This window comes from Arcticibacter sp., assembly GCF_045629565.1.
GTDB lineage: Bacteria > Bacteroidota > Bacteroidia > Sphingobacteriales > Sphingobacteriaceae > Arcticibacter.
Genome location: NZ_JAZQRL010000059.1, coordinates 1 through 23,065, shown reverse-complemented (window position 1 = coordinate 23,065; position 23,065 = coordinate 1). Strand labels below are relative to the sequence as shown.

Annotated in this window: 24 protein-coding genes and 1 rRNA gene; 16 read left to right on the top strand and 9 right to left on the bottom strand. The window is 43.6% G+C overall.

Going from position 1 to position 23,065, the window contains the following annotated elements; genetic code table 11:
* Both rrf and ACKI5J_RS07575 read left to right on the top strand, forming a co-directional pair.
* A 5S ribosomal RNA gene (gene rrf, locus ACKI5J_RS07580) occupies positions 1-92 on the top strand; the annotation flags it as partial.
* Between the two features lie 342 nt (positions 93-434).
* Positions 435-1,418: an acyl-ACP desaturase gene (locus ACKI5J_RS07575; protein ID WP_407428131.1), complete on the top strand. Its 984-nt coding sequence runs from the start codon at positions 435-437 to the stop codon at positions 1,416-1,418.
* Positions 1,419-1,445: 27 nt separating this feature from the next.
* Here the strand turns inward: ACKI5J_RS07575 and ACKI5J_RS07570 are convergent, their stop codons facing one another.
* The 8 genes from ACKI5J_RS07570 to ACKI5J_RS07535 form a co-directional block, all read right to left on the bottom strand.
* On the bottom strand, positions 1,446-2,405 hold the full coding sequence (locus tag ACKI5J_RS07570; protein ID WP_407428129.1) for a transglutaminase domain-containing protein: 960 nt from the start codon (positions 2,403-2,405) through the stop codon (positions 1,446-1,448).
* A gap of 17 nt (positions 2,406-2,422) precedes the next feature.
* Positions 2,423-3,358 (bottom strand): alpha-E domain-containing protein, encoded by a 936-nt coding sequence (locus tag ACKI5J_RS07565; protein ID WP_407428127.1) that lies wholly within the window; start codon positions 3,356-3,358, stop codon positions 2,423-2,425.
* 16 nt (positions 3,359-3,374) lie between these two features.
* Positions 3,375-4,826: a circularly permuted type 2 ATP-grasp protein gene (locus tag ACKI5J_RS07560; RefSeq protein ID WP_407428125.1), complete on the bottom strand. Its 1,452-nt coding sequence runs from the start codon at positions 4,824-4,826 to the stop codon at positions 3,375-3,377.
* Between the two features lie 104 nt (positions 4,827-4,930).
* A complete protein-coding gene (locus ACKI5J_RS07555) occupies positions 4,931-6,130 on the bottom strand; it encodes an aspartate aminotransferase family protein (RefSeq protein WP_407428123.1) in 1,200 nt (399 codons plus the stop codon).
* A 69-nt stretch (positions 6,131-6,199) separates the two neighbouring features.
* Positions 6,200-6,628 carry a hypothetical protein gene (locus ACKI5J_RS07550; RefSeq protein WP_407428121.1) on the bottom strand — a complete coding sequence of 143 codons (429 nt, stop codon included), beginning with the start codon at positions 6,626-6,628 and terminating at the stop codon, positions 6,200-6,202.
* A 7-nt stretch (positions 6,629-6,635) separates the two neighbouring features.
* Positions 6,636-7,265 carry a hypothetical protein gene (locus tag ACKI5J_RS07545; protein ID WP_407428119.1) on the bottom strand — a complete coding sequence of 210 codons (630 nt, stop codon included), beginning with the start codon at positions 7,263-7,265 and terminating at the stop codon, positions 6,636-6,638.
* Positions 7,266-7,297: 32 nt separating this feature from the next.
* Complete coding sequence (locus tag ACKI5J_RS07540; RefSeq protein ID WP_407428117.1) at positions 7,298-7,849, bottom strand: RNA polymerase sigma factor; 552 nt, start codon at positions 7,847-7,849, stop codon at positions 7,298-7,300.
* A gap of 100 nt (positions 7,850-7,949) precedes the next feature.
* Positions 7,950-8,774, bottom strand: a complete 825-nt coding sequence (locus ACKI5J_RS07535; RefSeq protein WP_407428115.1) for an alpha/beta hydrolase family protein — start codon at positions 8,772-8,774, stop codon at positions 7,950-7,952.
* 246 nt (positions 8,775-9,020) lie between these two features.
* Here ACKI5J_RS07535 and hemA point away from each other — a divergent pair, with 246 nt between their 5' ends.
* The 14 genes from hemA (at position 9,021) to ACKI5J_RS07465 (ending at position 22,529) form a co-directional block, all read left to right on the top strand.
* A complete protein-coding gene (gene hemA / locus ACKI5J_RS07530; protein WP_407428113.1) occupies positions 9,021-10,247 on the top strand; it encodes a glutamyl-tRNA reductase in 1,227 nt (408 codons plus the stop codon).
* A 63-nt stretch (positions 10,248-10,310) separates the two neighbouring features.
* On the top strand, positions 10,311-11,891 hold the full coding sequence (hemC, locus tag ACKI5J_RS07525; protein ID WP_407428111.1) for a hydroxymethylbilane synthase: 1,581 nt from the start codon (positions 10,311-10,313) through the stop codon (positions 11,889-11,891).
* Positions 11,892-11,901: 10 nt separating this feature from the next.
* A complete protein-coding gene (gene hemB / locus ACKI5J_RS07520; RefSeq protein ID WP_407428109.1) occupies positions 11,902-12,873 on the top strand; it encodes a porphobilinogen synthase in 972 nt (323 codons plus the stop codon).
* 10 nt (positions 12,874-12,883) lie between these two features.
* Positions 12,884-14,257, top strand: coding sequence for a glutamate-1-semialdehyde 2,1-aminomutase (gene hemL / locus ACKI5J_RS07515; RefSeq protein WP_407428107.1), 1,374 nt, complete (start codon positions 12,884-12,886; stop codon positions 14,255-14,257).
* Entirely contained in the window at positions 14,250-15,125 is an 876-nt protein-coding gene (locus ACKI5J_RS07510) for a sensor histidine kinase (RefSeq protein WP_407428105.1), read from the top strand. The genes hemL and ACKI5J_RS07510 overlap by 8 nt, the downstream gene beginning before the upstream one ends.
* Entirely contained in the window at positions 15,115-15,819 is a 705-nt protein-coding gene (locus ACKI5J_RS07505) for a response regulator transcription factor (RefSeq protein ID WP_407428103.1), read from the top strand. Before ACKI5J_RS07510 ends, ACKI5J_RS07505 begins: the two co-directional genes overlap by 11 nt.
* A 2-nt stretch (positions 15,820-15,821) precedes the next feature.
* Positions 15,822-16,337, top strand: coding sequence for a hypothetical protein (locus ACKI5J_RS07500; protein ID WP_407428101.1), 516 nt, complete (start codon positions 15,822-15,824; stop codon positions 16,335-16,337).
* On the top strand, positions 16,337-17,380 hold the full coding sequence (gene hemE / locus ACKI5J_RS07495) for a uroporphyrinogen decarboxylase (protein WP_407428099.1): 1,044 nt from the start codon (positions 16,337-16,339) through the stop codon (positions 17,378-17,380). Before ACKI5J_RS07500 ends, hemE begins: the two co-directional genes overlap by 1 nt.
* An 11-nt stretch (positions 17,381-17,391) precedes the next feature.
* Positions 17,392-17,931 (top strand): protoporphyrinogen oxidase HemJ, encoded by a 540-nt coding sequence (gene hemJ, locus ACKI5J_RS07490; RefSeq protein WP_407428097.1) that lies wholly within the window; start codon positions 17,392-17,394, stop codon positions 17,929-17,931.
* Between the two features lie 26 nt (positions 17,932-17,957).
* Positions 17,958-19,085, top strand: coding sequence for a hypothetical protein (locus tag ACKI5J_RS07485; RefSeq protein WP_407428095.1), 1,128 nt, complete (start codon positions 17,958-17,960; stop codon positions 19,083-19,085).
* Positions 19,086-19,134: 49 nt separating this feature from the next.
* Positions 19,135-19,704, top strand: coding sequence for an RNA polymerase sigma factor (locus ACKI5J_RS07480; protein WP_407428093.1), 570 nt, complete (start codon positions 19,135-19,137; stop codon positions 19,702-19,704).
* Positions 19,685-20,440, top strand: coding sequence for a hypothetical protein (locus ACKI5J_RS07475; protein WP_407428091.1), 756 nt, complete (start codon positions 19,685-19,687; stop codon positions 20,438-20,440). The genes ACKI5J_RS07480 and ACKI5J_RS07475 overlap by 20 nt, the downstream gene beginning before the upstream one ends.
* A 12-nt stretch (positions 20,441-20,452) precedes the next feature.
* Complete coding sequence (locus ACKI5J_RS07470) at positions 20,453-21,274, top strand: outer membrane beta-barrel protein (RefSeq protein ID WP_407428089.1); 822 nt, start codon at positions 20,453-20,455, stop codon at positions 21,272-21,274.
* A gap of 250 nt (positions 21,275-21,524) precedes the next feature.
* The gene (locus tag ACKI5J_RS07465) at positions 21,525-22,529 is read left to right on the top strand and encodes an ABC transporter ATP-binding protein (RefSeq protein WP_407428087.1); all 1,005 of its coding nucleotides are present in this window, start codon (positions 21,525-21,527) and stop codon (positions 22,527-22,529) included.
* 147 nt (positions 22,530-22,676) lie between these two features.
* Here the strand turns inward: ACKI5J_RS07465 and ACKI5J_RS07460 are convergent.
* Positions 22,677-23,065: RNA polymerase sigma factor (locus tag ACKI5J_RS07460; protein ID WP_407428085.1), on the bottom strand; the 389-nt coding region annotated here is incomplete at its 5' end.

Below are 23,065 nucleotides of genomic sequence, written 5' to 3'. Positions count from 1 at the left end.
TGTCCACCTCTTCCCATTCCGAACAGAGAAGTTAAGCCCGCCAGAGCCGATGGTACTGCAGTAACATGTGGGAGAGTAGGTCGGTGCCCAATTTTATAATCAGCCCGGTAGTTTCAGTACTACCGGGCTTTTTTGTGCGTTATGCTTTTGCGAATGCTCTGCATCAGGATAGTGATACATATCTGTTTAATCCCCTAAATTTGGTAGTATAAAGAACTACCCGTCCCGCTTCTTGCGGTTGTGTAAATGCACTTGCACGTGACTAAGTATATGAACGTTTAATCTGTTTTATATTTTTCGATTACTAGCTTTTTCGAATTGCGTGTAATACCTGGTGTATTTTCTTAATGGGAAACTTATAGCGCAAACTCCTGTTATATATACTTGGATTGGGGCGTCGAATATAGTTACCTTTACATCAATATATAATTCCCATGGAAATCAACGTAGGAGCAAGGAGAGAAGTCATGCAACATATTGAAAAATATATGTTAGACAATATGTTTAATTATCTCAAACCCGTTGAAACTATCTGGCAACCGGCTGACTTTCTGCCGGATTCTACCGCCGACGATTTTTTTGATAAGGTCAAGGAACTGCGTCAAAGTGCAGAAGGTCTACCATACGATCTTATCGCCGTTCTTATCGGTGATACTATTACGGAGGAGGCTTTACCAACATATGAGTCCTGGCTGTCTATGGTGGAAGGTGTTTCGAAAGATGAGGAAGGGGGCTGGATGAAATGGCTAAGGCACTGGACATCGGAGGAAAACCGCCACGGGGATCTGTTGAATAAATACCTCTATCTTTCAGGACGGGTTAATATGAAGCAGCTTGAGATATCGACACAATATTTACTTGCTGATGGGTTCGACATTGGCACTGATCATGACCCGTATCGTAACTTTATTTACACTAGTTTCCAGGAATTGGCCACGAATGTTTCCCACAGGAGGGTTGCCTCGCAGGCGAAGAAGAACGGAGATACACTACTCTCTAAAATGTGCGGGGTAATTGCTGCTGACGAAGCCCGACATGCCAGAGCTTACACGGATTTTATATACCAGATCATACAGGTTGACCCCAACGAAGTGATGGTTGCGTTTGAGGATATGATGCGCAAGAAGATAGTGATGCCAGCGCATTTTCTTCGTGAATTAGGAAAAAAGGCCGGTGAAACATTTACTCATTTCGCCGATGCGGCTCAGCGTCTTGGTGTGTACACAGCGATTGATTATGTCGATATACTGAAGCAACTTACTGCCGAATGGGATTTAGCCGGTCTGAAAGATTTGAATGAACAGGGGGAGAGAGCGCGGGACTACGTGATGAAATTGCCTGATCGCCTTATTCGAATAGCTGACCGAATGAAGAATCCCTCGCTGGAGTACAGGTTCAGCTGGATCCATTCAATGTAGATTTGTTGATGGAGGTGACTTCCCAGGCTATTGCTGTTGCTGTTGTTGCATTTCTTCGTAGCGCCGATAGCTGTTATCGGACAGGTCCTCAGTTGCTTTTTCGATGACCAGATTGGGTTGTTCTAAGGTGTAGTCTTCATCATCCTCGTACGAGACGCTCACTGAAACTTCGAGCTTATGCTGCGGTAAGCCTTTATAGACGCCTTTCACCGGAGAGCAGTCGGTGAAATTTCTTCCAACAGCCAGCCTGACATGGGTTTCGTTTGCGATACAATTATTTGTTGGATCAAGCCCAAGCCATCCATAGTCTGGAATGTATGCTTCCACCCAGGCGTGGGTAGCGCCTTCGCCCCGCATGCCATTCTTATGAGGACAGATATATCCGCTTACGTAACGGGCAGGAATGCTTGCCAATCTCAACATGACCAGCAGGATATGCGCAAAGTCCTGACATACCCCCGCTTTTAACTGCCAGATAACATCTGTTGTCGTTTCCACAGTGGTAATGCCCGGAATGTAGCTGAAGTTCTCGTAAACATATTGGCAATACCTTAATGCGAGCTGATAGGGGCTGTTTTGGAATTGATTGTCGTTGCTGAGGATCGACTGTAATGCTTCCATCCCGTCGATATGCTCTCTGTTAAGAAAGTCGATGAAGCCGATGTCTTTCTTTAAGGAGCGAAGCTTGTTCCACTGAACCTCGAGAGGCAGGTCATCTGCAGGGAGCGGTTTATTACGGGTATCGACGACTGTGGTTGAAAGGATAACCATTTCAGTATGCGGGCTGCTGAAGCTGAAGTTGCCTACGTCGTTGCCATAATAATCCTTAGATATATATATCGCGGGATCACCACTAATGGAAAGATCGTGCATCTGCACTTCCTGATAGTCATCGTTTATCGGAAAAAGAATAATCTGATTGGCGCTGTCTCTAACTGGTGCCTGATAAGTGTACTGCGTTAGATGCTTTATTTTAAATTCTGGCATGTTGAAACTTGCTAATGTTATGCGTAGGCAAAATAGTTCTGGTTGAGGGCGTTGCCTATACCGTACAGATCCTTCTTAACCTGGCCCAGGTAGGTATGTAGTCCTTGCTGAGTGATCGTTTCTACGGTACTGTATTTTATTGTGCTCTGCAGCCTTCCTATCATAAAGGAAAGTTCTTTTGATTCTACTATGTCGTTGTTCTGCTTCAGACGCTCAAAATAACGATAGATATTGTTCACTGAATATAACACTGATCGTGGAAAGTCATTATTTAGAACGACGAGCTCGAGGACGTTTTCAGGATCAAAGCCTTGTCTGTAGGTCTTTAAATAAAGATCGTATGCTCCTAATGAAAGCAGCAAGTAGCGAAGGTACGTTGTGCCCGTCAGAAGGTCGGGATCACTATTCGCTTTATTAAATTTTATATCAAGAATATCGGTTGATTGTATGCTGCGCTCCAGGTATTTGCCAATATTCATGAAGCTGCGTCCTTCTCCTCTTTCCATAGTCACCTCGCCAATGCCATAATATAACATGACCTGTTTGATGAGTTCATCCAGGACAGAAACCGGGTCTCCCTTCTTTAATGCGGAGATAAGCCGTTTGTCGTTGACGAGATGATAATACTCGTTGAGACATTGCCATAAGTCTTTGGTAAGGTGGTCTTGAACACTCCTTGCATTTTCACGGGCCAGGGTAATGATATTGATGATGGAATTTGGATTGTCTTTCCCGGTGATCATATATTGAAGCACGTCCCTGCTTTTGAATTCAATGTCCCGTATGACGGCTTCGTCAGGAGAATTATAAATGCGTATTACAGGGCGCCAGGAAAATTCGTTCAAGGCATCCTGAGAAGATGCATAGTTAATTTTTAGAATACGCAGGATTCCGTCGCTCCTTTCCATATAGCGACTCAACCAATATAAATTCGAAGCAACTCTGCTTAGCATATTTTAGATGATTAAATTATGATGCCAGTACCCAGGTGTCTTTGCTTCCGCCGCCCTGTGAACTGTTTACTACCAACGAGCCTTCATTGAGGGCTACCCTTGTTAAGCCACCAGGGACAATTTCGATACCGTCGGGCCCGCATAGTGCGAAAGGACGAAGGTCGATGCGCCGCGGATGAAGAGCCTTGTTGATGAAGCATGGTGCTGCTGAAAGGCTGATCGTAGGCTGCGCTATAAATTGTCGGGGATCTTTGTTTATCTCCTGCTTGTACTGATATATTTCCTCATCGGAGGCAACATGACCCATCAACATGCCATAACCGCCGCTTCCATTTGTTCGTTTGACAACCATCGAATTTATATTAGCGAATACATACTCCTTCTCTTCTTTATTGCCGAGTTGATATGTGGGGACGTTTTTAAGCAGTGGTTCTTCATTTAGGTAATAGCGTATCATCTGAGGCACATAGGAATATATGGCTTTATCGTCAGCAACTCCATTGCCCACAGCGTTGACTATGGCGACATTCCCTTTCTTATATGCACTCATAATACCTGCTACGCCCAAGATACTTTCAGGATTGAAAACGAGGGGATCAAGGTATTCGTCGTCGACCCTTCGGTAAATAACATCAACCTGCTGACGTCCATTTGTTGTCTTCATGAAGACCGTTTGGTTTTCCACGAGGAGATCCCGGCCCTCGACGAGTTCAACGCCCATGAGGCGGGCGAGGGTGGTGTGTTCAAAGTAGGCCGAGTTATAGCTACCCGGGCTTAGTAGCACGATCGTAGGATTGGAAATCTGTCTGGGAGATATTGCTTTCAGGTTTTTATAAAGGATCTCTGGATATTCGGTCACGCTCCTAACCTTACATTGAGGAAGCAGATCGGGAAACAGGCGCTTGGTAATCTCTCTGTTCTCCAACATATAGCTCACTCCGGAGGGTGTTCGCAGATTGTCTTCCAGAACGTAAAAAGTGCCGTCGAAGTCCCGGATCAGATCAATCCCTGCGATGTGCACATATATATCATAAGGTACTTTCACCTTGTACATCTCACGTAGGAAGTGCGGGCATGAATAGATGATGTCAGCGGGTACTACACCGTCTTTCACGATGAACATATTACTGTAAATATCTTTCAGAAATGTATTTAGTGCTTTTAGCCGCTGCTTAATTCCTTTTTCAATGAAGCTCCAGTCCTGGGCTGTGATGATACGCGGAATAATATCGAAGGGGAAAATTTTCTCAATGCCCTCCCCGCTATTGTATACAGTAAATGTAATACCCTGACTCATGAAAAGGTTTTTAGCCAAGTCTTCCTTCTTGGCTAAGCCATCGGCCGATTCTGTCGATAAATACTCAATAACTTTCTGATAAGGTGGCCGGATGTCGTTATCAGAGCTGAACATTTCATCCCAGGTATTAGGTGTTTGAGGGTAATGATGTAAAAAGTCCAGTTCGCTCATTCTTTATTTGATGGTTTTTCATAAAAATAGCAATTTTTCTATGGAATATTTATTAAAATGGGAAGGGATGCATCAATATTTGAGAATAAATGAACGATTGTACTTTATTTTTCTCTCATTTCGTATTCAGATAGCGCATTTTTGATGATATTACACGCACTGACAATCTCTGCTTCGGAAACTACTAGTGGGGGAGCAATGCGAAGCGCAGTATCACAGTGTAAGAACCAGTCTATAATCACACCCTTAGCTATACAAAGTCTGCTCACCTCCTCCACTTGCGTAAAGGAATCGAGCTGAATACATAGCATGAGTCCTTTTCCCCTTACCTCCTTAATAGCAGGATGGACAAGCTCGCTTCGAAGCAGTGCTTCCTTTTTATCGATTCCTGCCATCATGTCCTCCTCAATAATGGCGGACAATGTCGCCAGTCCTGCGGCGCAGCAAACGGGGTGTCCTCCGAAGGTTGTGATATGACCTAAAATAGGATTATCTGCCAACACACTCATTACATCACGATTAGCACAGAATGCGCCTATAGGCATTCCACCTCCGATGCCTTTTGCCAGAAGAAGGATGTCTGGAACGATATCAAAATGTTCAAAGGCAAAAAGTTTGCCCGTTCTGCCAAAGCCTGTCTGGATTTCGTCGAGTATTAACAGCGTACCGGTCTCCGTACAACGCCTTCTTAATGCTTGCATGTAGGCAAGATCGGGGACGCGAACGCCTGCTTCGCCTTGAATGGTTTCCATGATCACACAGGCCGTCTCATTATCTATCTTAAGCAGATCTGATTCCTGATTAAATTCAATAAATTCGACACCTGGCAGTAAAGGTTGATATGCTTCCTTATAGTATTCATTGCCCATAACACTTAAAGCGCCATGAGTGCTTCCATGATAGGCTTTGTTGCATGAAATGATTCTCTTTCTTCCCGTATATCGTTTAGCCAGTTTCAGCGCTCCTTCGGTGGCCTCGGCTCCCGAGTTGACGAAATAGACAGAATTAATGCTTTCGGGGAGTACAGATGTTATTTTGGCAGCGTAGAGAACTTGCGGGGATTGTATGTATTCGCCATACACTGCCAGGTGCATATAGCGGTCTACCTGATCTTTGATTGCCTGTACCACCTTAGGATGGCGATGTCCTACATTGCTTACCGCGAAACCTGAGACGAAATCAATGTATGATTGATTATCTGGGCCGTATAGGTAGACTCCCTCTGCCCGTTCAATATGAAGCATCCGGGGAGAGGAAGAAGTTTGAGCATTGTTTAGAAGAAATAGTTGTCGTAAACTTAACATGTACAAAAATACAAAAGCCTGCGGCAGAACCGCAGGCTTAAACCATCATAAAAAATAAAACTAAACTAACTAGTCTCTTTTCTCACGCCTTTCCTTGAGTTGGTTGATCAGGTGTTCCCTGAATTCGCGCTCAGCGGGATATACGCGATCTGCCTTGTTCTTAGGTAATACCTGATAAAATTCAGTAAGGTACCGTTTTTTCGTCTCCAGCATCCGTGTTTCAAAGTTCAGGCCATTCACTGCGGATTGACCACCTTCTTCTTTCGCACGTTTTCTTGCCGCATGTCTTTCCCTGAAGAGCTTATTCATCTCCTGTCGGTAAGTGTTGTATACAGGCCAGAAACCCTGTGCCTCCTCTTTATTTAGATCGAGGTTCTTTGTGAGGAATTCGGCGTTTAAGGCCTCGATTCTTTCAAATTTTGAGCGATCTCCTGGTTGCGCCATGACGGTTGCCATGAGGGAAAGTCCAAATAGTAGGGTGAATATGAAGTGTCTCATGTCTATGCTAAAGTGTCGTCTCTAAATATTGTTCAATCTCCTGATCAGATAATTCGATTTCGGGATTTAAATCTGCTGTGCTATTTATATTGTCAATTATTACGGGCATGTCTCCGGCGTCGCTGTTGGCCAGAAGGTACTCTACGATTGCTTCGTCTGGAATGTAAGCAAGCTGCTTATCGATGGAGTCGGATTTCTGAAACAGGTACAAGCCTGCGGTTGCAGATATCATCATGCATGCTGCTGCAGCATATTTAAGCCACGAAGGCACAAGTGTTCTAACTTTTGGCTCCTCAGGTTTCTCCACCAGGCCTGCCTTCTGTTTAATGGAATCATTCAGGGAGTTAAAGTAACCTTCCGGAACAGTGAAGCCGCCGTCTTCAGTTAATTCTTTGAGCTTCCCAACTCTTATAGAGGACATGATCTGATCTTCAAGTGTATCAAAATAGCCATCTGGCACGGTTAAGTTGCCCTCCGAATCACTTGAGGTGATAGATTCAATAATTATCCTGCTGGTAACTTGCTGGCGCATGTCATCAAAATAACCATCAGGTACATTGAACGGGTTTTCTTTTCCCACTGCTCTAAGCAGTGGAAACCGCTTATCCCATCTCTCGTCCATGTCATTTACGTCCATATACTTTTTAGATTAATTTCGCTTATGAAGGTTTAATCCTTGCTTAATAAAAAACTCTCGATCTTCTTCACTGCATGGTGAAAGGAAGCTTTCAGTCCGCCGACGCTTGTTCCTAGTATTTCTGAAATCTCTTCATACTTTAAGTCGTCAAAATACTTCATGTTAAACACTAGACGTTGTTTCTCCGGCAGCGTTAGCAGGGCCTGTTGAAGCCTCAGTTCTGCCTGATTTCCGTTGAAGTAAGATCCTTCTTTCAACGATTCGGCAAGATCGTAAGACACCTCATCGAGTGGAATATTATTCTGCTGCTTTTTTTTATTAAGGAAAGTCAGGCATTCATTAGTCGCGATCCGGTAGATCCAAGTGTACAGTTGGGAGTCGCTTCTGAAGTTGCCAAGGTTTTTCCAAACTTTTATAAAAGCATCCTGGACCAGATCATCAGCGTCGTCATGATTGAGGACAAGCCTTCTGATATGCCAGTATATTTTCTGTTGATATTTCTTCAATAGGAGCGTAAATGCCTCTTCTTTCGTGCGCTCATTTGCGAACTTTTCGAGTATTACTGCGTCTTCGATTTGTTGCATTTTGGTTGCTTAGTGCTCTTGAATTTTGGTCGCCATGCTTGTTCGACTCTAACAATTGTATCATGGTTTAATATGGCTGCTAAATTGCGAAATATCTCGGTTATTGTCTTATGAATGATATTGTGCTGTCGCAAGCCTGTTTTAATGCTTCTGGCAGGAAGTCTTCGAGCCATGGGTGTCGTGCGTTAAAAACATGGTCGGCATTTTCCAATACCATCAGATAGCTGGTTGGATGCTGACGCTTCAGTAGTTGAGCTTGCTCAACAGTTACAATAGTGTCGGCATCTCCATGGATAATCAGCCAGGGCTGTTTCAGCGATCGCGCGGCTTCAAGTAGGTCCAGTTTTTCAGCATTCTCTTCTAAGTCTGTCAATACATCCAGGTAAAGGGGCATCTGTTGGTTTGTTCTTGAGTTGGACATGTATATTACACCTTCTTTCTTCCAATAGGATTCATAATCGACATTCCATAACCCTCTAAAGTTGCTTATAGAAGCCCAGGTAACCAGTTTGTCTACCCTTGCATCAGTGTTCGTCTGCAAGATACTGATTCCACCACCGAGGCTGTGTCCAACGAGAATGATTTTGGACGGAGGCGGAAAGTCGTTACCGCTTTTTACATAGGTAATCACCTCGTTCAAATCGTTCAATTCTTTACTGAAAGTATTATGGGCGAACGCTTCTAAATCATCAAAGACGTCAATGCCCTCTTTGCTCATTCCGTTATGAGAGAAGTTGAATTTCAGGAAACTACAGCCGTTGTCGGCAAAGTATTGGGCAACCAAATGATGTGTTCCCCAATCTTTGAACCCTTTGAACCCGTGAACGAAAATGGCTAAGGGAGCATCTGTCCTGTCTGCCATTATATAATCTATAAATACCGGTTTCTTTTCAGAACCAGGAATCTGAGTCTTTTGTAAAATCATGTTGAAGCGTGTTTACGTAACTGTTAATCTATATAAATTTATATAGTTTTGAAAATTTAAAATCGGCGACTGTAAGCTGCTGCGTTACTGGTTTTTGATGCGCTGTTTCCGGATATATTTATTTACAAATTAACACATTATGGCTTATTTATATAAGATCTAAATAATCCTGTTTGACAAAGGAATGACAGCGGTGCTTATGTGTATTGGTACCTTTGTTGAGGTTTTTTTTAAACATACTCAGAGTTGAAACAATTAAAAGTTTTAGCATTTACGCATCAGCAGATTGATCTTAAGGATTTAGGGAAATTGGTAATCTGTAATCAATCGTTGGTTAGCAGATTAAGTGCTGTTAAACAACAATTTGGCATTGCTGAAATTTTTTATGTAGGCACATGTAACAGGGTTGAATTCGTGTTCTGTGCGTCTCAGCAAATTACTCCTGCTTTTATAAAGGATTTTGTCCGCTATCTTGATTTCTGCATAGAAGATAATAAAATAGATGATTTCGTTCAGAAGGCTAAGTGGTACGAAGATGAAGAAGCACTTAACCATTTGCTGCGGATTTCATGTTCCCTTGAGAGCCTGGTAGTAGGAGAGAAAGAGATCCTGGCACAAGTTCGTAAGTCTTATGAGATCTGTAGAGAGGCTGGCTTTACGGGCGACTATCTGAGAATGATCATGAATCAGGTGGTAAAAGCGGCTAAGCGGGTATATACAGAGACGAGGATCTCCAAAAATCCTATATCGGTAGTTTCCCTTGCTTACCGTAAACTGAGGGAGTTAAATATGTGTTCGAATTCCCGCATCCTCATCGTGGGAGCAGGAGAAACCAATAAGACAATCTCCAAGTACCTTCAAAAGCATAAGTATTCAAATTTTGCAGTATTTAATCGCACGCTGTCAAAGGCGGAAGATCTCGCAAGAGATCTCAGAGGAGAGGCCTATACGCTTGAAGAGCTTAAAAATTATAAAAAGGGGTTTGATGTCATCGTGACCTGTACAAGTGCCACCGAGCCTCTTATCACTAATGATATCTATCAGTCGCTTCTGAACGGTGAGACTGATAAAAAAGTGATTGTCGATCTTGCAATTCCGAATGATACTGATACAGCGGTGCTTGAAAACAATCCGGTTCACTACATTGAGGTGAAAAGTCTTCAGGAAGTTGCCAACAGGAATATGCAGGAGCGATATCAGGAGCATGTTCATGCTGAGGTGATTATTGAGCAGACCATCGATGAGTTTAGGCCCCTGTTAAAGCAACGGCGCATTGAACTGGCGATGCGTGAGGTTCCCTTGAAAATCAAGGAGATTAAAAGCATGGCATTGAATTCTGTATTTGCGGAGGATATTGAACAGTTGGACGACAACTCAAGGGAGGTTCTGGAGCGTGTTATTAACTACATGGAGAAGAAATATATCAGTGTTCCCATGGTTATGGCCAAGGAAATATTGGTTAACAATAGTTAATTTTCAAGTCTCTGTGCATCAGATGCGATATTCGTTATTTTTGCAAAAAGGCTATATTTTATTTTGGATAGAAAACTCATCATTGGAACACGTGGAAGCGAGCTTGCTCTCTGGCAAGCGAACTACGTAAAAGATAGACTTTCGGAACTGGGCGTTGATGCTGATCTGAAAATCATAAAAACTCAAGGAGATAAGATTCTTAATCTCCGATTAGACAAGCTGGAAGGTAAAGGGTTTTTTACCAAGGAATTAGAAGAGGGCTTACTCGATAATTCTATTGATATAGCTGTTCACTCTCATAAAGACTTACCTACTCAGCATCCCGATGGATTGGTCATTGCGGCTGTTTCTGAACGCGAAGATCCACATGAACTTTTACTGATATTAAAAGACTGCGTGGATATTAAGCAAAAGCTTTCCGTCAAGTTTGGTGGTATGGTAGGGACATCTTCTAATAGAAGGAGATCTCAGCTACTCGCTTTTCGCCCGGATTTTGAAATCGAAGATTTGCGCGGTAACGTGCTGACACGTATTCAGAAGCTTCGGGACGAAGACTATGATGCCATTATCCTGGCTAAGGCAGGTGTCGCACGATTAGGTCTCGACCTTAGCGAATTTCATGTAGAAGAGCTAGAGCCAATAGAACTTATACCAGCACCGGCGCAGGGTGTTTTAGCGATACAGATCCGTGATGGAAATCCTGACCTGTATAACTTGCTTCAAGGTATACATAATCAGGACGTCGCAGAGGTTATTGCTGTTGAAAGAAAGGTCCTCAACCTGTTTAATGGTGGTTGTCATATGCCTTTAGGATGTTACTGCCGCAAGGAAAACGGAAAGTTTCATGTGTGGACCGCTAAAGCTGATGAAGGAGATATGTTTCCGAGCAGGCTGTACATGGCAGCTGACACGACAGAAGGGTTGGCAGAACGTGTAGTGGCCAAGTTCGCTAAAGAACGTAAATTACCTGCTAAAGTCTTTATTACGCGTGAAATATCTCAGTCGAGTTATTTCTACAAGGCAATGGCGGCAAATGGCATTACTATAGACGGCCGCTCCCTAATCCGCACGTTCCCGATAATTAATAAGCTGGATTCTTATATACTCCGCGATATTGACTGGATTTTCTTTAGCAGTAAGAATGCGATTGAGTACTTTTTCAGCCTTGAACCGCAGATCGCAAAGCGCACTAAATTTGGCGTTCTCGGTCGTGCCTCGGAAGAGACATTAAGGCGCTTTGGCAGGGTGCCCGACTTTACCGGAGAGGATGAGGGTATCGATACGATTGAGATTGCAAAGGAGTTTGCGAGCATCGCAAGCGGCACGAAAGTTCTGTTCCCTGGGGCAAAGGGTTCTTTACGAACCGTACAGCAAATGTTATCGGATCAAACGAAGATCATTGATCTTCCCATATACGAAACGGTGCTCGAGACCGATGTTGAGCAATCCCATGCAGAGGTACTGATTTTTACAAGTCCATCAAATGTTGAAGCATATTTCGAAAGTAACTTGCTTGAACCCGGACAAAAGGTTATCTGCATTGGCAAATCGACCGGTAAAAAGTTTGATGAGATGGGTGTTCATTATTCACTGCCTTACTCGCCTGACGAAATCGGTCTTGCCGAGGCAGTATACGGACTTTAATCATTAAAAAATGTTACAAAGACCAAGAAGAAACAGAAAGAGCGAAGTTATCCGTCAGATGATCAAAGAAACTCATTTGACAGCAGCTAATCTTATTTTTCCGCTTTTTATAGTAGACGGACAAAATCAGAAAACAGAGGTAAGTTCCATGCCTGGAATTTTCCGCTATTCTATTGATAACTTATTAAGGGAAGTGGAGAGTTGCATGAACCTGGGTCTTAAGTCCTTTGACCTTTTTCCTTATATAGAAGAATCGTTAAAAGATAAATATGCATCTGAGAGCTATCGCGAAGGCTCACTTTATCTTCGCGCCATTGCAGAAGTAAAGCGTCATTTTCCTGAAGCCTGCGTGATTACTGATGTGGCGATGGACCCTTATAATTCTGACGGTCACGACGGTATTGTCGAGAACGGCGTTATTCTCAACGATGAAACGCTGGAAGTGCTGGGCAAAATGGCCCTGGCACACGCACAATCGGGTGCTGATATTATTGCTCCTTCAGACATGATGGACGGACGAATAGGGTATATACGCCAGGTGCTTGACGACAATGGTTTTCAGCATGTATCACTGATGTCTTACTGCGCGAAGTATGCAAGTGCCTTCTACGGACCTTTCCGCGACGCCCTGGGTTCAGCTCCTAAGGCTGGCGATAAGAAGACCTATCAGATGGATCCCGCAAACCAGCGTGAAGCGTTAATTGAAGCGTCACTGGATGAGCAGGAGGGGGCCGATTTCCTGATGGTCAAACCAGCTCTTGCTTATCTTGATGTTATCAAATTGCTGAAAGATCATACTGATCTTCCGATAGCGGCGTATAATGTAAGTGGAGAATACTCCATGATAAAGGCAGCAGCTCAGAAGGGCTGGCTTGATGAACAACGTACTATTACGGAAGTTCTCACCAGTATCCGCCGCGCCGGTGCCACAGCAATCCTATCCTATCATTCAAAGGAAGTTCTGTTAAATAAGTGGATCTAATCCTTTTTACATGGAAAATAAAATTATGTCAGATACGTCAAAGCCAAATATAGCCCCAGTGAATACCGTTAGTTCTCCGGATATCAGCAGGGAAAAATCTTCTGCGCTCTACGAAACAGCGAAAGGCTATTTCCCCGGAGGCGTTAACTCACCTGTACGAGCATTTAAATCTGTTTTCGGAAGCCCTCTATTTATAGAAAAGGGGGATGGTTGTTTCGTTTGGGACGCAGACGGAAACAAGTTTATCGATTTCTGCTGTTCATGGGGGCCGCTGATTCTTGGCCATAACAATCCGGTGGTTAAAGAGCATGTGTTGAAGGCGATTGACAACGGAATGAGCTTTGGCGCACCTACTGCGCTTGAGAATGATCTTGCATCGCTTATTCTGACAAATAATAAAAAGATCGAAAAAATCCGTTTCGTAAGCTCTGGTACCGAAGCCGTAATGTCTGCTATCCGCCTTGCGAGAGGGTATACCAAACGCGATAAGATTTTGAAGTTCGACGGTTGCTATCATGGACATGTTGACTCATTGCTGGTTAAAGCAGGTTCAGGCCTTGTTACCTTTGGAGAAACCTCCTCAGCGGGAGTTCCACAAAGCTTTGCCGGTGAAACGGTAGTTATACCACTCAATGACAAAAACGCAGTAGAAGCTGCATTCGGGCAGTTCAAGGATGAGATAGCGGCAATTATAATTGAGGGTATTCCAGCGAATAACGGACTGTTAATTCAGGATAAGGACTTTGTTCATTTCCTTCGTGAAATAACCCGGGAGAATGGAACGCTCCTGATTTTCGACGAAGTCATTACTGGCTTCCGTCTTGGTTTCGAAGGAGCTGCAGCTTATTACGATATCAATCCCGATATTATTACCTATGGCAAGATCATCGGCGGTGGTATGCCGGTTGGTGCTTATGGTGCTTCGGCGGAGATCATGGGCAAAATATCACCTGAAGGTTCAGTATATCAGGCAGGCACATTATCCGGAAATCCGGTAGCCATGTCTGCAGGGATTGGTCAGCTGTCTCAGCTGCTAAAACCGGGGTTCTATGAGGAACTTCTGTCTAAAACTTCGAAATTTGTTAGCGACATACAGGATTTTGCCAACCAACGCGGATATGCATTTAAGATATTTACAATCGGCTCGCTGTTCTGGTTCGCTTTTACAGAAGAGGATATAAAAGCTGCAGCTGATATCGACGCTTCGAGCATGCAGCATTTTAAAGTTTTTCACCGTGAACTGCTCAATCGTGGAGTCTATATCGGCCCTTCTGGTTATGAGGTGGGCTTTGTTTCTGCAGCGCATTCACAGGCAGATCTTGACACAGCAAAAAAGGCTATCTTTGAGAGTCTGGACATAGTATTTTTGAAAGATTATGCGTAAGTCTCTGGTTATATTTTATGCTTTGGTTGTATATGCTTTCGCCGAGCTCATCTGGTGGGGTATATTGCTCATTGAGATTCAGCCCGAGCGTAGAACTATGATCCTTGGAGAAGGGGCTGTATTTATCCTGCTCTTTTTTACTGGAGCGTACCAACTGCAAAAGACGTTGCGAAAGGAACAAAAGCTCCATGAGCAGCAGAAGAACTTCCTTCTATCTGTAACGCATGAATTGAAATCACCGCTGGCATCCATAAAGCTGTATCTACAGACCATTCTTAAGAGAAATCTGGATAAAGAACAGATGCATTCCTTTCTTAATAATTCGCTTAAAGATATTGAGCGTTTGGATGACCTGGTGGAAAATATGCTCATTGCTACCCGCATTGATAACCACTCCTATAGCTTTCCTAAGGAAGAGTTCAACCTTTCAGAGGTTGTTGCACGGGTGGCAAGCCGGCTGCAAATACATACCTGCAGCTCGCAAATCATTAAGCTTGATCTGGAGCCTGAAATATGTGTTACCGGAGATAAATTCGCATTAACTCTCGTCGTCTCTAACCTGATTGAAAACGCGGTTAAGTATTCGCCGCCATGTGAAGAGATTAAAGTGGGCCTGAAGAAGACAGCCAACGGAATAAGCTTCACGGTTGCCGATAAGGGTATCGGGATAAAGGACGAAGAGAAAGCTCGTATATTTGAGAAGTTCTATCGTGTGGGCAGTGAGGATACGCGAAAAACTAAAGGAACTGGACTGGGTTTATATATTGTCAAGCAGGTGCTTGACAAGCATCTTGCATTAATCAAAGTGAAAAACAACCGGCCTGCCGGTAGTATTTTCGAAGTAACATTTAACTCAAATGGCCATTAAACAACGCATTTTATTAGTTGAAGATGAAGAACATCTTCTGGAAGCGATCAAGCTTAACCTGGAACTGGAAGGTTACAAAGTAACAACAGCAAATGACGGGAAGAAAGCGCTTAAGGTATTCAAAGAGGAAAGATTTAATTTGATTATTCTCGATGTTATGCTTCCGGAAATTGATGGTTTTCAGGTTGCAGAAACAATACGCCTGGAGAACACTGAAGTTCCCATTATGTTTCTCACCGCTAAGAATACAAGCGAGGACAAAGTGACCGGACTTAAAAAAGGTGCTGATGACTATCTGGTAAAGCCATTTAATCTGGAGGAGCTTATATTACGTGTAAATAACCTCGTTAAACGTGGCCTATCGGGAGAGGAAAAGAAGGAGCTGAATACCTACAAGATAGGCGATAAGACGATCTATTTCAATTCTTTTGAGTTGAGAAATGACGATGGTTCGGTTACACCGCTGACAAAAAAGGAGACCATGCTTCTTAAGCTTCTCATAGAAAGACGAAACGAAGCTGTGTCACGCGAGCAGATCCTCGAAACGGTATGGAATTACGACGTATATCCATCGACCAGAACGATCGACAATTTCATCTTAACCTTCAGAAAATACTTTGAGCCAGACCAGAAAAATCCGGTATACTTCCACTCAATCCGTGGGGTAGGATATAAGTTTACTGACAGCCATTAATCATGATTACACGCAGTGTTCGCTTTGCGCTAATAGCGTTAGCTACAATATTACTGGCCTGGACAATCTCCAGAGAAGAGTATGAGCTGACCGCATTAGTGGCACTGGGTATTGTATTGTTAATTGTTAGTTACTTTCGCGATGGCACGGTTTTACTTGCCGCCCGTTCATTTCAGAATAAAGATTACGAAAAAACGGAGCGTTTACTGAAGGAGATGAAGTACCCAGACCGCCTTCGTAAGAACAGACGGGGGTATTACGAATTTATATATGGTAATATAGAACTGCAGCGTAAGAATTACGAAAAAGCCGAGACGCACTTCCAAATAGCCAGCCGCTTTCCACTGAAGAACGAGAACGATAAAGCACTTGTCTTTGTCCATCTGGCAAATCTCAACCTGAGAAAGAAAATGATGGACAGAGCAGAGGCATATCTGGTAAAAGCACGTGAGTTGAAAACAAGTGCCAGAGTTCAGAATATTATATTAAAAATAGAAACAGAAATACAAAAAGCATAGTGAGTAACAACCAAAAAGATTCCTTATTTATTAGAGCAGCATTTTCGCAGCCAACCGAGCGCCCCCCTGTATGGATGATGCGCCAGGCAGGACGTTTTATGAAAGAATATTGGGAAATCAAGAACAAATATTCTTTTCTTGAAATGTGCAAGACTCCCGAAATTGCAGCTGATGTAACGATGTTACCTGTTGACTTGTTAGGTATTGACGCAGCAATTCTATTCTCTGATATCCTGGTTACAGGAGAGGCAATGGGTGGGGAGCTGAGTTTTACTCAGGGAATCGGTCCGAAGTATGCAAATCCTGTTCGTACTCAGAAAGATGTGGAAAACCTTACTACTGATGTCGAAGAAAAGCTCCAATATGTTCCTGATGCTATCAAGGTCATTCAGCAAAGGCTGAATGCGAAGACACCTTTGATCGGTTTCGCAGGTGCACCGTTTACAGTGATGAGCTACCTTGTTGAAGGCGGTTCGTCCAAGGACTTCAAGCTTACCAAGCTGATGATCCATAACCAGCCAGAGCTGGCGCATCAGCTGCTGAACAAAATTGCCGATGTAACGATCACCTATCTTAATATGCAGATTGATGCCGGCGTTAATGCGCTACAGTTGTTTGACAGCTGGGCGTTAGCGCTGTCGTGGGACGACTACAGGGAATTCTCGCATCAGTACAACGCACGAATTATTGCGGGCCTGAAGCGCCAGGATTTACCCATTATATCGTTTTGTAAAGGCAGTTCTGTATTCGCGCCAGTTATGGCGGAAGCAAAGCCCGATGTCATCTCCGTTGATTGGAATGCAGATTTGCTTAACATCAAAAAAAGCATCCCTGCTGGTATCGCAGTCCAGGGTAACCTTGATCCTCATATCCTCTACGCAGATAAAAAAGTTATCAGAGAGCGGATACTTAGATTGCATGATCGCATGAAAGAAGAAAATGGTTTTATTTTCAATCTGGGCCATGGTATAATGCCTGATATACCTTTCGATAACGTGAAATATGCTGTTCAGGTGATTCAGAACGAACTTGTTAACTCTTAACCGATAGACCATTGTTATACCTCTACGTAAAAGCAATTCACATCATTTTCGTCATTTGTTGGATGGCCGGCCTTTTCTATATAGTGAGGCTTTTCATCTATCATATTGAAGCGAACGATAAAACGGAGCTTGAGAGGAATATTTTGCGTCCACAGTACGAACTGATGGAAAGCCGGTTATGGAATGTAATTACGACTCCCGCGATGGTGCTCAGTGTCCTCGCGGGGGCTTACATGTTTTACCTGAACCCCTATCTTTTAGAGATGAACTGGATGTGGGTAAAGATAGGCTTTGTAGTAGGTCTGCTTATATACCATTTCATATGCCAGCGCATAATGAAGCAATTGAAAAAAGGTATCTTCAGGTGGACATCGATGCAGTTGAGAGTCTGGAACGAGGTCGCCACGTTGTTACTATTTGCAATCGTTTTTGTAGTAATTCTCAAAAGTGCACTTAACTGGATCTACGGACTGGTCGGTTTGTTTCTGATCATGATACTCCTGATGATAGGTATCAAGGCTTATAAGGCTTATCGGCTAAGGAAGAGATAGGGTCTGCCCAATAACAACATGCTTAAATGAAAAAAATTATTCTGCTTGCGCTGCTTATCAATCTGTCGAAATTAGTCAGCGCCCAGATAGCGAATGATAGTCTGGAGTACCGAATACGCCCGGATAGCGCAAAAACCGGGGAACTTCATTTAAGCATACACAACTTTAATTACCTTCGCAACTACGAGTTCTTTAGCAAATTTCAGGATGGATATACACTGTATGGTGCGCAACTCGAACCGCAGCTTGTGTATTACGCGCATCCCCGTCTCGCCGTCACTGCTGGCATCCACCTGCGAAAAGACTTCGGGGAAGAAGGTATTTATAAAACCTACCCATTATTCAGTATCAAGTATCAACACAAGGGACTAGCGCTAATCAATGGCGTCCTTGAAGGCAATATTCATCACCGCTTTCTTGAGCCCGTATTCGATATGGAACGGAAGATCACCAATCCGGTAGAGTATGGTACTCAGTTGCAGATCGCCAAACCTGGTATTTTCGTCGACGCGTTCCTTAACTGGAATAAAATGATCTATAAACCTTCATCAGAGCAAGAACAATTGTTCGCAGGAGGTTCTGCAGAAATCACGCTCTATAAGTCAGACAAAGCTACCCTTTCAATCCCCCTTCAGGTACTGGCTTTCCATCAGGGCGGGCAGATCGATACACTCGATGCACCGCTAAAGACCATCATCAACGGTGCCGCAGGATTCAAGCTTAATTATGCACTTGGTAGAACGTTCAGGTCAGTCTTCACGGAGAATTATTTTGTCGGATATACGGATAACTCCACCACGCAGCTGCAGGCATACGATAAAGGAAATGGCGTATATCTGAATGCGGGCGTTAAAAGCAAATATGGCGATCTGATATTCTCTTATTGGAATGCCGACTCGTACATCTCCTCTGCAGGTATGCCTCTTTATCAATCTGTTTCCTACAAGATCGGCAATGAAGGATACACAGAGAAAAACAGAGAACTTCTGATCGTTCGTTACGCTTATCAAAAAGCGCTTATTCCTAATTTATACCTGGACTTCCGGGTAGAACCGGTATTTGACCTGGGTAGTAATGCCTCCAAGTCTTTCGACTTTCATCATTCCCTCTTCCTTGTATATAGGCAAGAATTTAGATTATTTAAAAGAAAATAGATTTTAATGCAACCTATGTTGCTTAAATTTCATCTACCTTCTAATTAATATGAATTCAAGTCGTAAAGTGCTCGTTGCCGATTTGCTGGATGGATGCCGTAGGGGAGATCCTAAAACGCAGAAACTCCTTTATCAGGTACTCGCGTCGAAGATGCTTGGTGTCTGCGCAAGGTACGCCCGCAACAGTTACGAAGCGGAAGAAATGCTGCAACTTGGGTTCATCAAAGTGTTCAGGAAAATAAATGATTTTAGAGAGGAAGGATCTTTCGAAGGATGGATACGGCGGGTGATGGTCAATACGGCAATTGAGGTTTATCGGAAAGAGCAAAAGTCACTCCACTTAGTTGACCTCAGTGATGTCCATGATGCTCCTCAACAGATGTTCGGCATGGACGGTCTCGAAGTGAAAGACCTGCTGGCCATGGTTCAGGAATTATCCGCAGGCTATCGTCTTGTATTTAACCTGTATGCAATAGAAGGATATTCTCATAAGGAAATTGCACAGCGGCTGGGTATTACAGAAGGAGCATCAAAATCCCAGTTATCCAGGGCCCGTGTTGTACTGAAAGAAAAATTAGCAAGAATGGAGGGTAAGAAGTATGAAAGCAATGTCAGATGAAGAAGTAGATGAAATGTTTCGCCAGAAGCTGCAGTCGTATGAAGATGCGCCTTCCGCTCTGGTCTGGAAGAACATCTCCAATGAGCTGCAACCCCAAAAGCAGACTAAGAGCAGCCCTCCACGCATTTGGATAGCGGCAGCGAGCCTTATTCTACTGGCTTGCCTTGCCCTGCTTTTCTTACCCGGAAAACCTCCGGTAAAGCTGCAGGCGTCACAATCTACAGAACTTAAGCCGGTGGAGCACAAAGGAACACCCCCAGCAGTAACGCCCAAGCTGCGTGAACCTAAAGGTATCTTGTTTCTTGAGCGCCTCGCATCGATGAGGGTCGAAAGCGATAAGCATGTGAAGGATTATAAAAAGAGTGGTAAGGCGATTTCCGAAAATATCGCCCACATTACCCAGGTTCAGCAAACAGAAATTCAAACACCAAACGTCACGGCAGAGATCAGCCAGAGGGAAGAACCTCCGGTTCTTATAGCGAATGAGTTAAACGTGGAGAACACCTCACCCGCGTCGGTTTTAGCGCTGGCCGTACCGGAACAGGAGGATCCTGTCCCGCATAAAGGAAAAATAAGGTCATTGGGTGATATCGTCAACTTTGTTGTACGGCAGGTTGATCCCCGCAAGGAAAAGATTATTGAATTCACCAACCATGATGAGGGAAGCTCCGTTTCTTCCATAAATCTTGGACTTCTTAAGATAAAGACAAAACAAAACGAAGCTAAATTGAATTAAGGATACGATACTATGAAGCAATTAATTTTCTCTCTCATCTTGCTGACGGGTTTCCAGTTCACCAAAGCTGCGACCAACCCCGAATTGTCAGCTATACCTTTCCAAACCAACTCCCCAGACTCAGCTAAAAATAGGAAAACTAACGTCACGCTAACCTGGGGTAAGGGAGAAAGTACTTCAGGCGATACCATTCGCACAAAGTCTAAGGCGCCGGGTCTTTCATACGGGCTAACCTTATCGCGGTTTGACCTGGGCTTTTCTAAACTGGTCGACAACGGAAGCTTTACCCTATCGGATCCAAATAGTTTCCTCGACTACCATGGCTGGAAAACAAGCACCGTAGGATTCGATATTCTGCAATTTGGATACAGATTTAACAGCAACTTCAAAATTTACCTGTCAGGGGGCTTTGACTGGACGCATATCCGGCTCAGGAGAGACATAACCATTCGTAAGGATGCTCCCACTCTCCAATATGATGAATCGGATATAGATTTCGACAAAAACAGATTTTCCTCCACTTATATAAGGCTGCCTCTTTCCTTTGAATGGCGTTCGAAGGACAATGATCGCGGCAAGAAGTTCCGCATCATAGCGGGGCCAGACTTCGGCTTCCTTCTCAATGGTAAAGTCAAGCAGAAGAGTGACGAGAATGGCAAGCAGAAATTTAACGATAATTATCACTTCACCAAGTTCCGATACGGGGGCTTTGCCCGTCTTGGCTATGGTGCTACGGGTATCTTTGCCAAATACTATTTCAATGATATGTTTGAAAACAGTCCGGCGCAGGAAGGACTCCAGAACATGTCCTTCGGCCTAACCTTCGGGTTTTAGTTCCTGCGCTTTTTAATTTGTTATCTATAATTACACACTAGATAAATTCCGGTTAACCTAACCCTGCTTTCCATTATATGGAACTGCAGGGTTTTTTTATATGTTTAAGAAAAATCGTTGTCTTTAAGATGGCTCTTTTTCAGACCTGCTTAGTTATAGAGATTCTCTAGCCAGTTTGTATTCATTTGACAATGTTGTAATTTGAATGCGGTACTACTGGTTCTAAAGCGCTTAATTCTTATTATTGTAGATGGTTATAAAAGATGCGATTGAGTTACATGGGGTAAGTAAAACCTATCAAATAGAGCCTTTTGGAGGGGTGAAATCTGTGAGTTTTTCGGTGCCCACTGGCGCGGTAACGGTAATAGCCGGAGAGAGTGGCAGTGGGAAAAGCACCCTTCTAAAGCTCATATCTGGCCTTCTGGAGCCCGATAGCGGACATGTGCTTTTCAAAGGACAGAAGGTAAAGGGGCCATCAGAAAAGCTAATTCCCGGGCATGAGGCAATGAAGATGGTAGCCCAGGACTTCAATCTGGATATCTACGCAAAAGCTTATGATAATATTGCGAGGGTGCTTCCGAATACGGATTTAAAGAATAAGCGTATCCGGACGATCGATACTATGGAATTCTTAAAGATCGATCATCTGGCGGGAAAACGAGTTGTGGATTTAAGCGGAGGAGAACAGCAGAGGGTGGCCATCGCTCGGGCTATCATTACACAACCTGAAGTTCTCTTGCTAGACGAGCCGTTCAGTCAAATTGACTCGGTAGTTAAGACTGAATTGAGAGCTGATATTCGTCGGATGTCACATTTCCTGGGGATTACAGTGGTGCTGGTATCTCACGATCCAACAGATGCTCTTGCCTTAGCAGACCATATGATCATTTTGAAGAATGGTAGGAATATAGAGACTGGTTCAGCCGCCAAACTCTACAACTTCCCTGGAAGTCTTTATACCGCCAGATTACTTTCGGATTGCAACGTGCTTACTTCAAAGGAGGCTTCCGAACTCGGAATTAAATCTGACTATGATCGTGTTGTGATTTATCTCGATTGGCTGTGTCTAAGCAATAATACAACAGGTCCAGTTAGCTTTCAGGTCAAGGATAAATTATTTAAAGGCTTTTATGAAGAGCTTATCCTTGAGCGTGAGGGCGTGATAGTCAGAGCTCGTTCGTTAGGGACCGAAGGCCCGGTAAAAGGATCTCAAATTAATGTTACCATTTTGCGCTATCTCGAGTTTGAGGATTAGCTGCCGCGCAACAAATTCAGAGGGCTGATTTCTGGGAGCTTGAAGCCTGGTTTGGCGGTAAACTATCTGAAAATCGTGAGTAACATGTTCTGTGCCTTAAAAGCGATTTAAGAAGTTGTAGTAGATCAAGGAGCGAACCTACAGTCCTTAATTGTGATGAACCTTTAAGAGGCAAAGAATCCAAATGCTTAGCTCCAGGTTTTTTACCAAGTAGGTACGGATAAAGCGGGTAGACTTCACAATATGACTATTTACGGTCGCAGTTGTAATCCCGAGGATCTGTCCGGCCTCTTCGTAGCTTTTTCCTTCAAGTTTGCATAGGGTAAAAACTTGTCGCTGTTGTGGGGAAAGCCGATTTAATGCCACATGTAAAACACGTGACGTTTCTTTTTCGCTTAGTGCCTCTTCGGTGTGCATATAGTAATTTATCGAGTTTAATAGAAGATGAGCAGCCATACGCCTGTCGCTGGCTGCTTTGCGCAAATAGTCGTAAACGAGATTTTGCGCAATGGTGTACAAGAAGGCCTGGAATGACA

Bases quoted from the DNA above. Each gene is read 5' to 3' on its own strand.
- ACKI5J_RS07470 (WP_407428089.1), top strand. From the start codon at position 20,453: ATGAAGCAATTAATTTTCTCTCTCATCTTGCTGACGGGTTTCCAGTTC.
- ACKI5J_RS07545 (WP_407428119.1), bottom strand. From the start codon at position 7,265: ATGGACGTAAATGACATGGACGAGAGATGGGATAAGCGGTTTCCACTG.
- ACKI5J_RS07510 (WP_407428105.1), top strand. From the start codon at position 14,250: ATGCGTAAGTCTCTGGTTATATTTTATGCTTTGGTTGTATATGCTTTC.
- ACKI5J_RS07480 (WP_407428093.1), top strand. From the start codon at position 19,135: ATGAATTCAAGTCGTAAAGTGCTCGTTGCCGATTTGCTGGATGGATGC.
- ACKI5J_RS07575 (WP_407428131.1), top strand. From the start codon at position 435: ATGGAAATCAACGTAGGAGCAAGGAGAGAAGTCATGCAACATATTGAA.
- ACKI5J_RS07500 (WP_407428101.1), top strand. From the start codon at position 15,822: ATGATTACACGCAGTGTTCGCTTTGCGCTAATAGCGTTAGCTACAATA.
- ACKI5J_RS07505 (WP_407428103.1), top strand. From the start codon at position 15,115: ATGGCCATTAAACAACGCATTTTATTAGTTGAAGATGAAGAACATCTT.
- hemL (WP_407428107.1), top strand. From the start codon at position 12,884: ATGGAAAATAAAATTATGTCAGATACGTCAAAGCCAAATATAGCCCCA.
- ACKI5J_RS07475 (WP_407428091.1), top strand. From the start codon at position 19,685: ATGAAAGCAATGTCAGATGAAGAAGTAGATGAAATGTTTCGCCAGAAG.
- ACKI5J_RS07555 (WP_407428123.1), bottom strand. From the start codon at position 6,130: ATGTTAAGTTTACGACAACTATTTCTTCTAAACAATGCTCAAACTTCT.
- ACKI5J_RS07570 (WP_407428129.1), bottom strand. From the start codon at position 2,405: ATGCCAGAATTTAAAATAAAGCATCTAACGCAGTACACTTATCAGGCA.
- ACKI5J_RS07485 (WP_407428095.1), top strand. From the start codon at position 17,958: ATGAAAAAAATTATTCTGCTTGCGCTGCTTATCAATCTGTCGAAATTA.
- ACKI5J_RS07465 (WP_407428087.1), top strand. From the start codon at position 21,525: ATGGTTATAAAAGATGCGATTGAGTTACATGGGGTAAGTAAAACCTAT.
- ACKI5J_RS07550 (WP_407428121.1), bottom strand. From the start codon at position 6,628: ATGAGACACTTCATATTCACCCTACTATTTGGACTTTCCCTCATGGCA.
- ACKI5J_RS07535 (WP_407428115.1), bottom strand. From the start codon at position 8,774: ATGATTTTACAAAAGACTCAGATTCCTGGTTCTGAAAAGAAACCGGTA.
- hemB (WP_407428109.1), top strand. From the start codon at position 11,902: ATGTTACAAAGACCAAGAAGAAACAGAAAGAGCGAAGTTATCCGTCAG.
- ACKI5J_RS07540 (WP_407428117.1), bottom strand. From the start codon at position 7,849: ATGCAACAAATCGAAGACGCAGTAATACTCGAAAAGTTCGCAAATGAG.
- ACKI5J_RS07565 (WP_407428127.1), bottom strand. From the start codon at position 3,358: ATGCTAAGCAGAGTTGCTTCGAATTTATATTGGTTGAGTCGCTATATG.
- ACKI5J_RS07560 (WP_407428125.1), bottom strand. From the start codon at position 4,826: ATGAGCGAACTGGACTTTTTACATCATTACCCTCAAACACCTAATACC.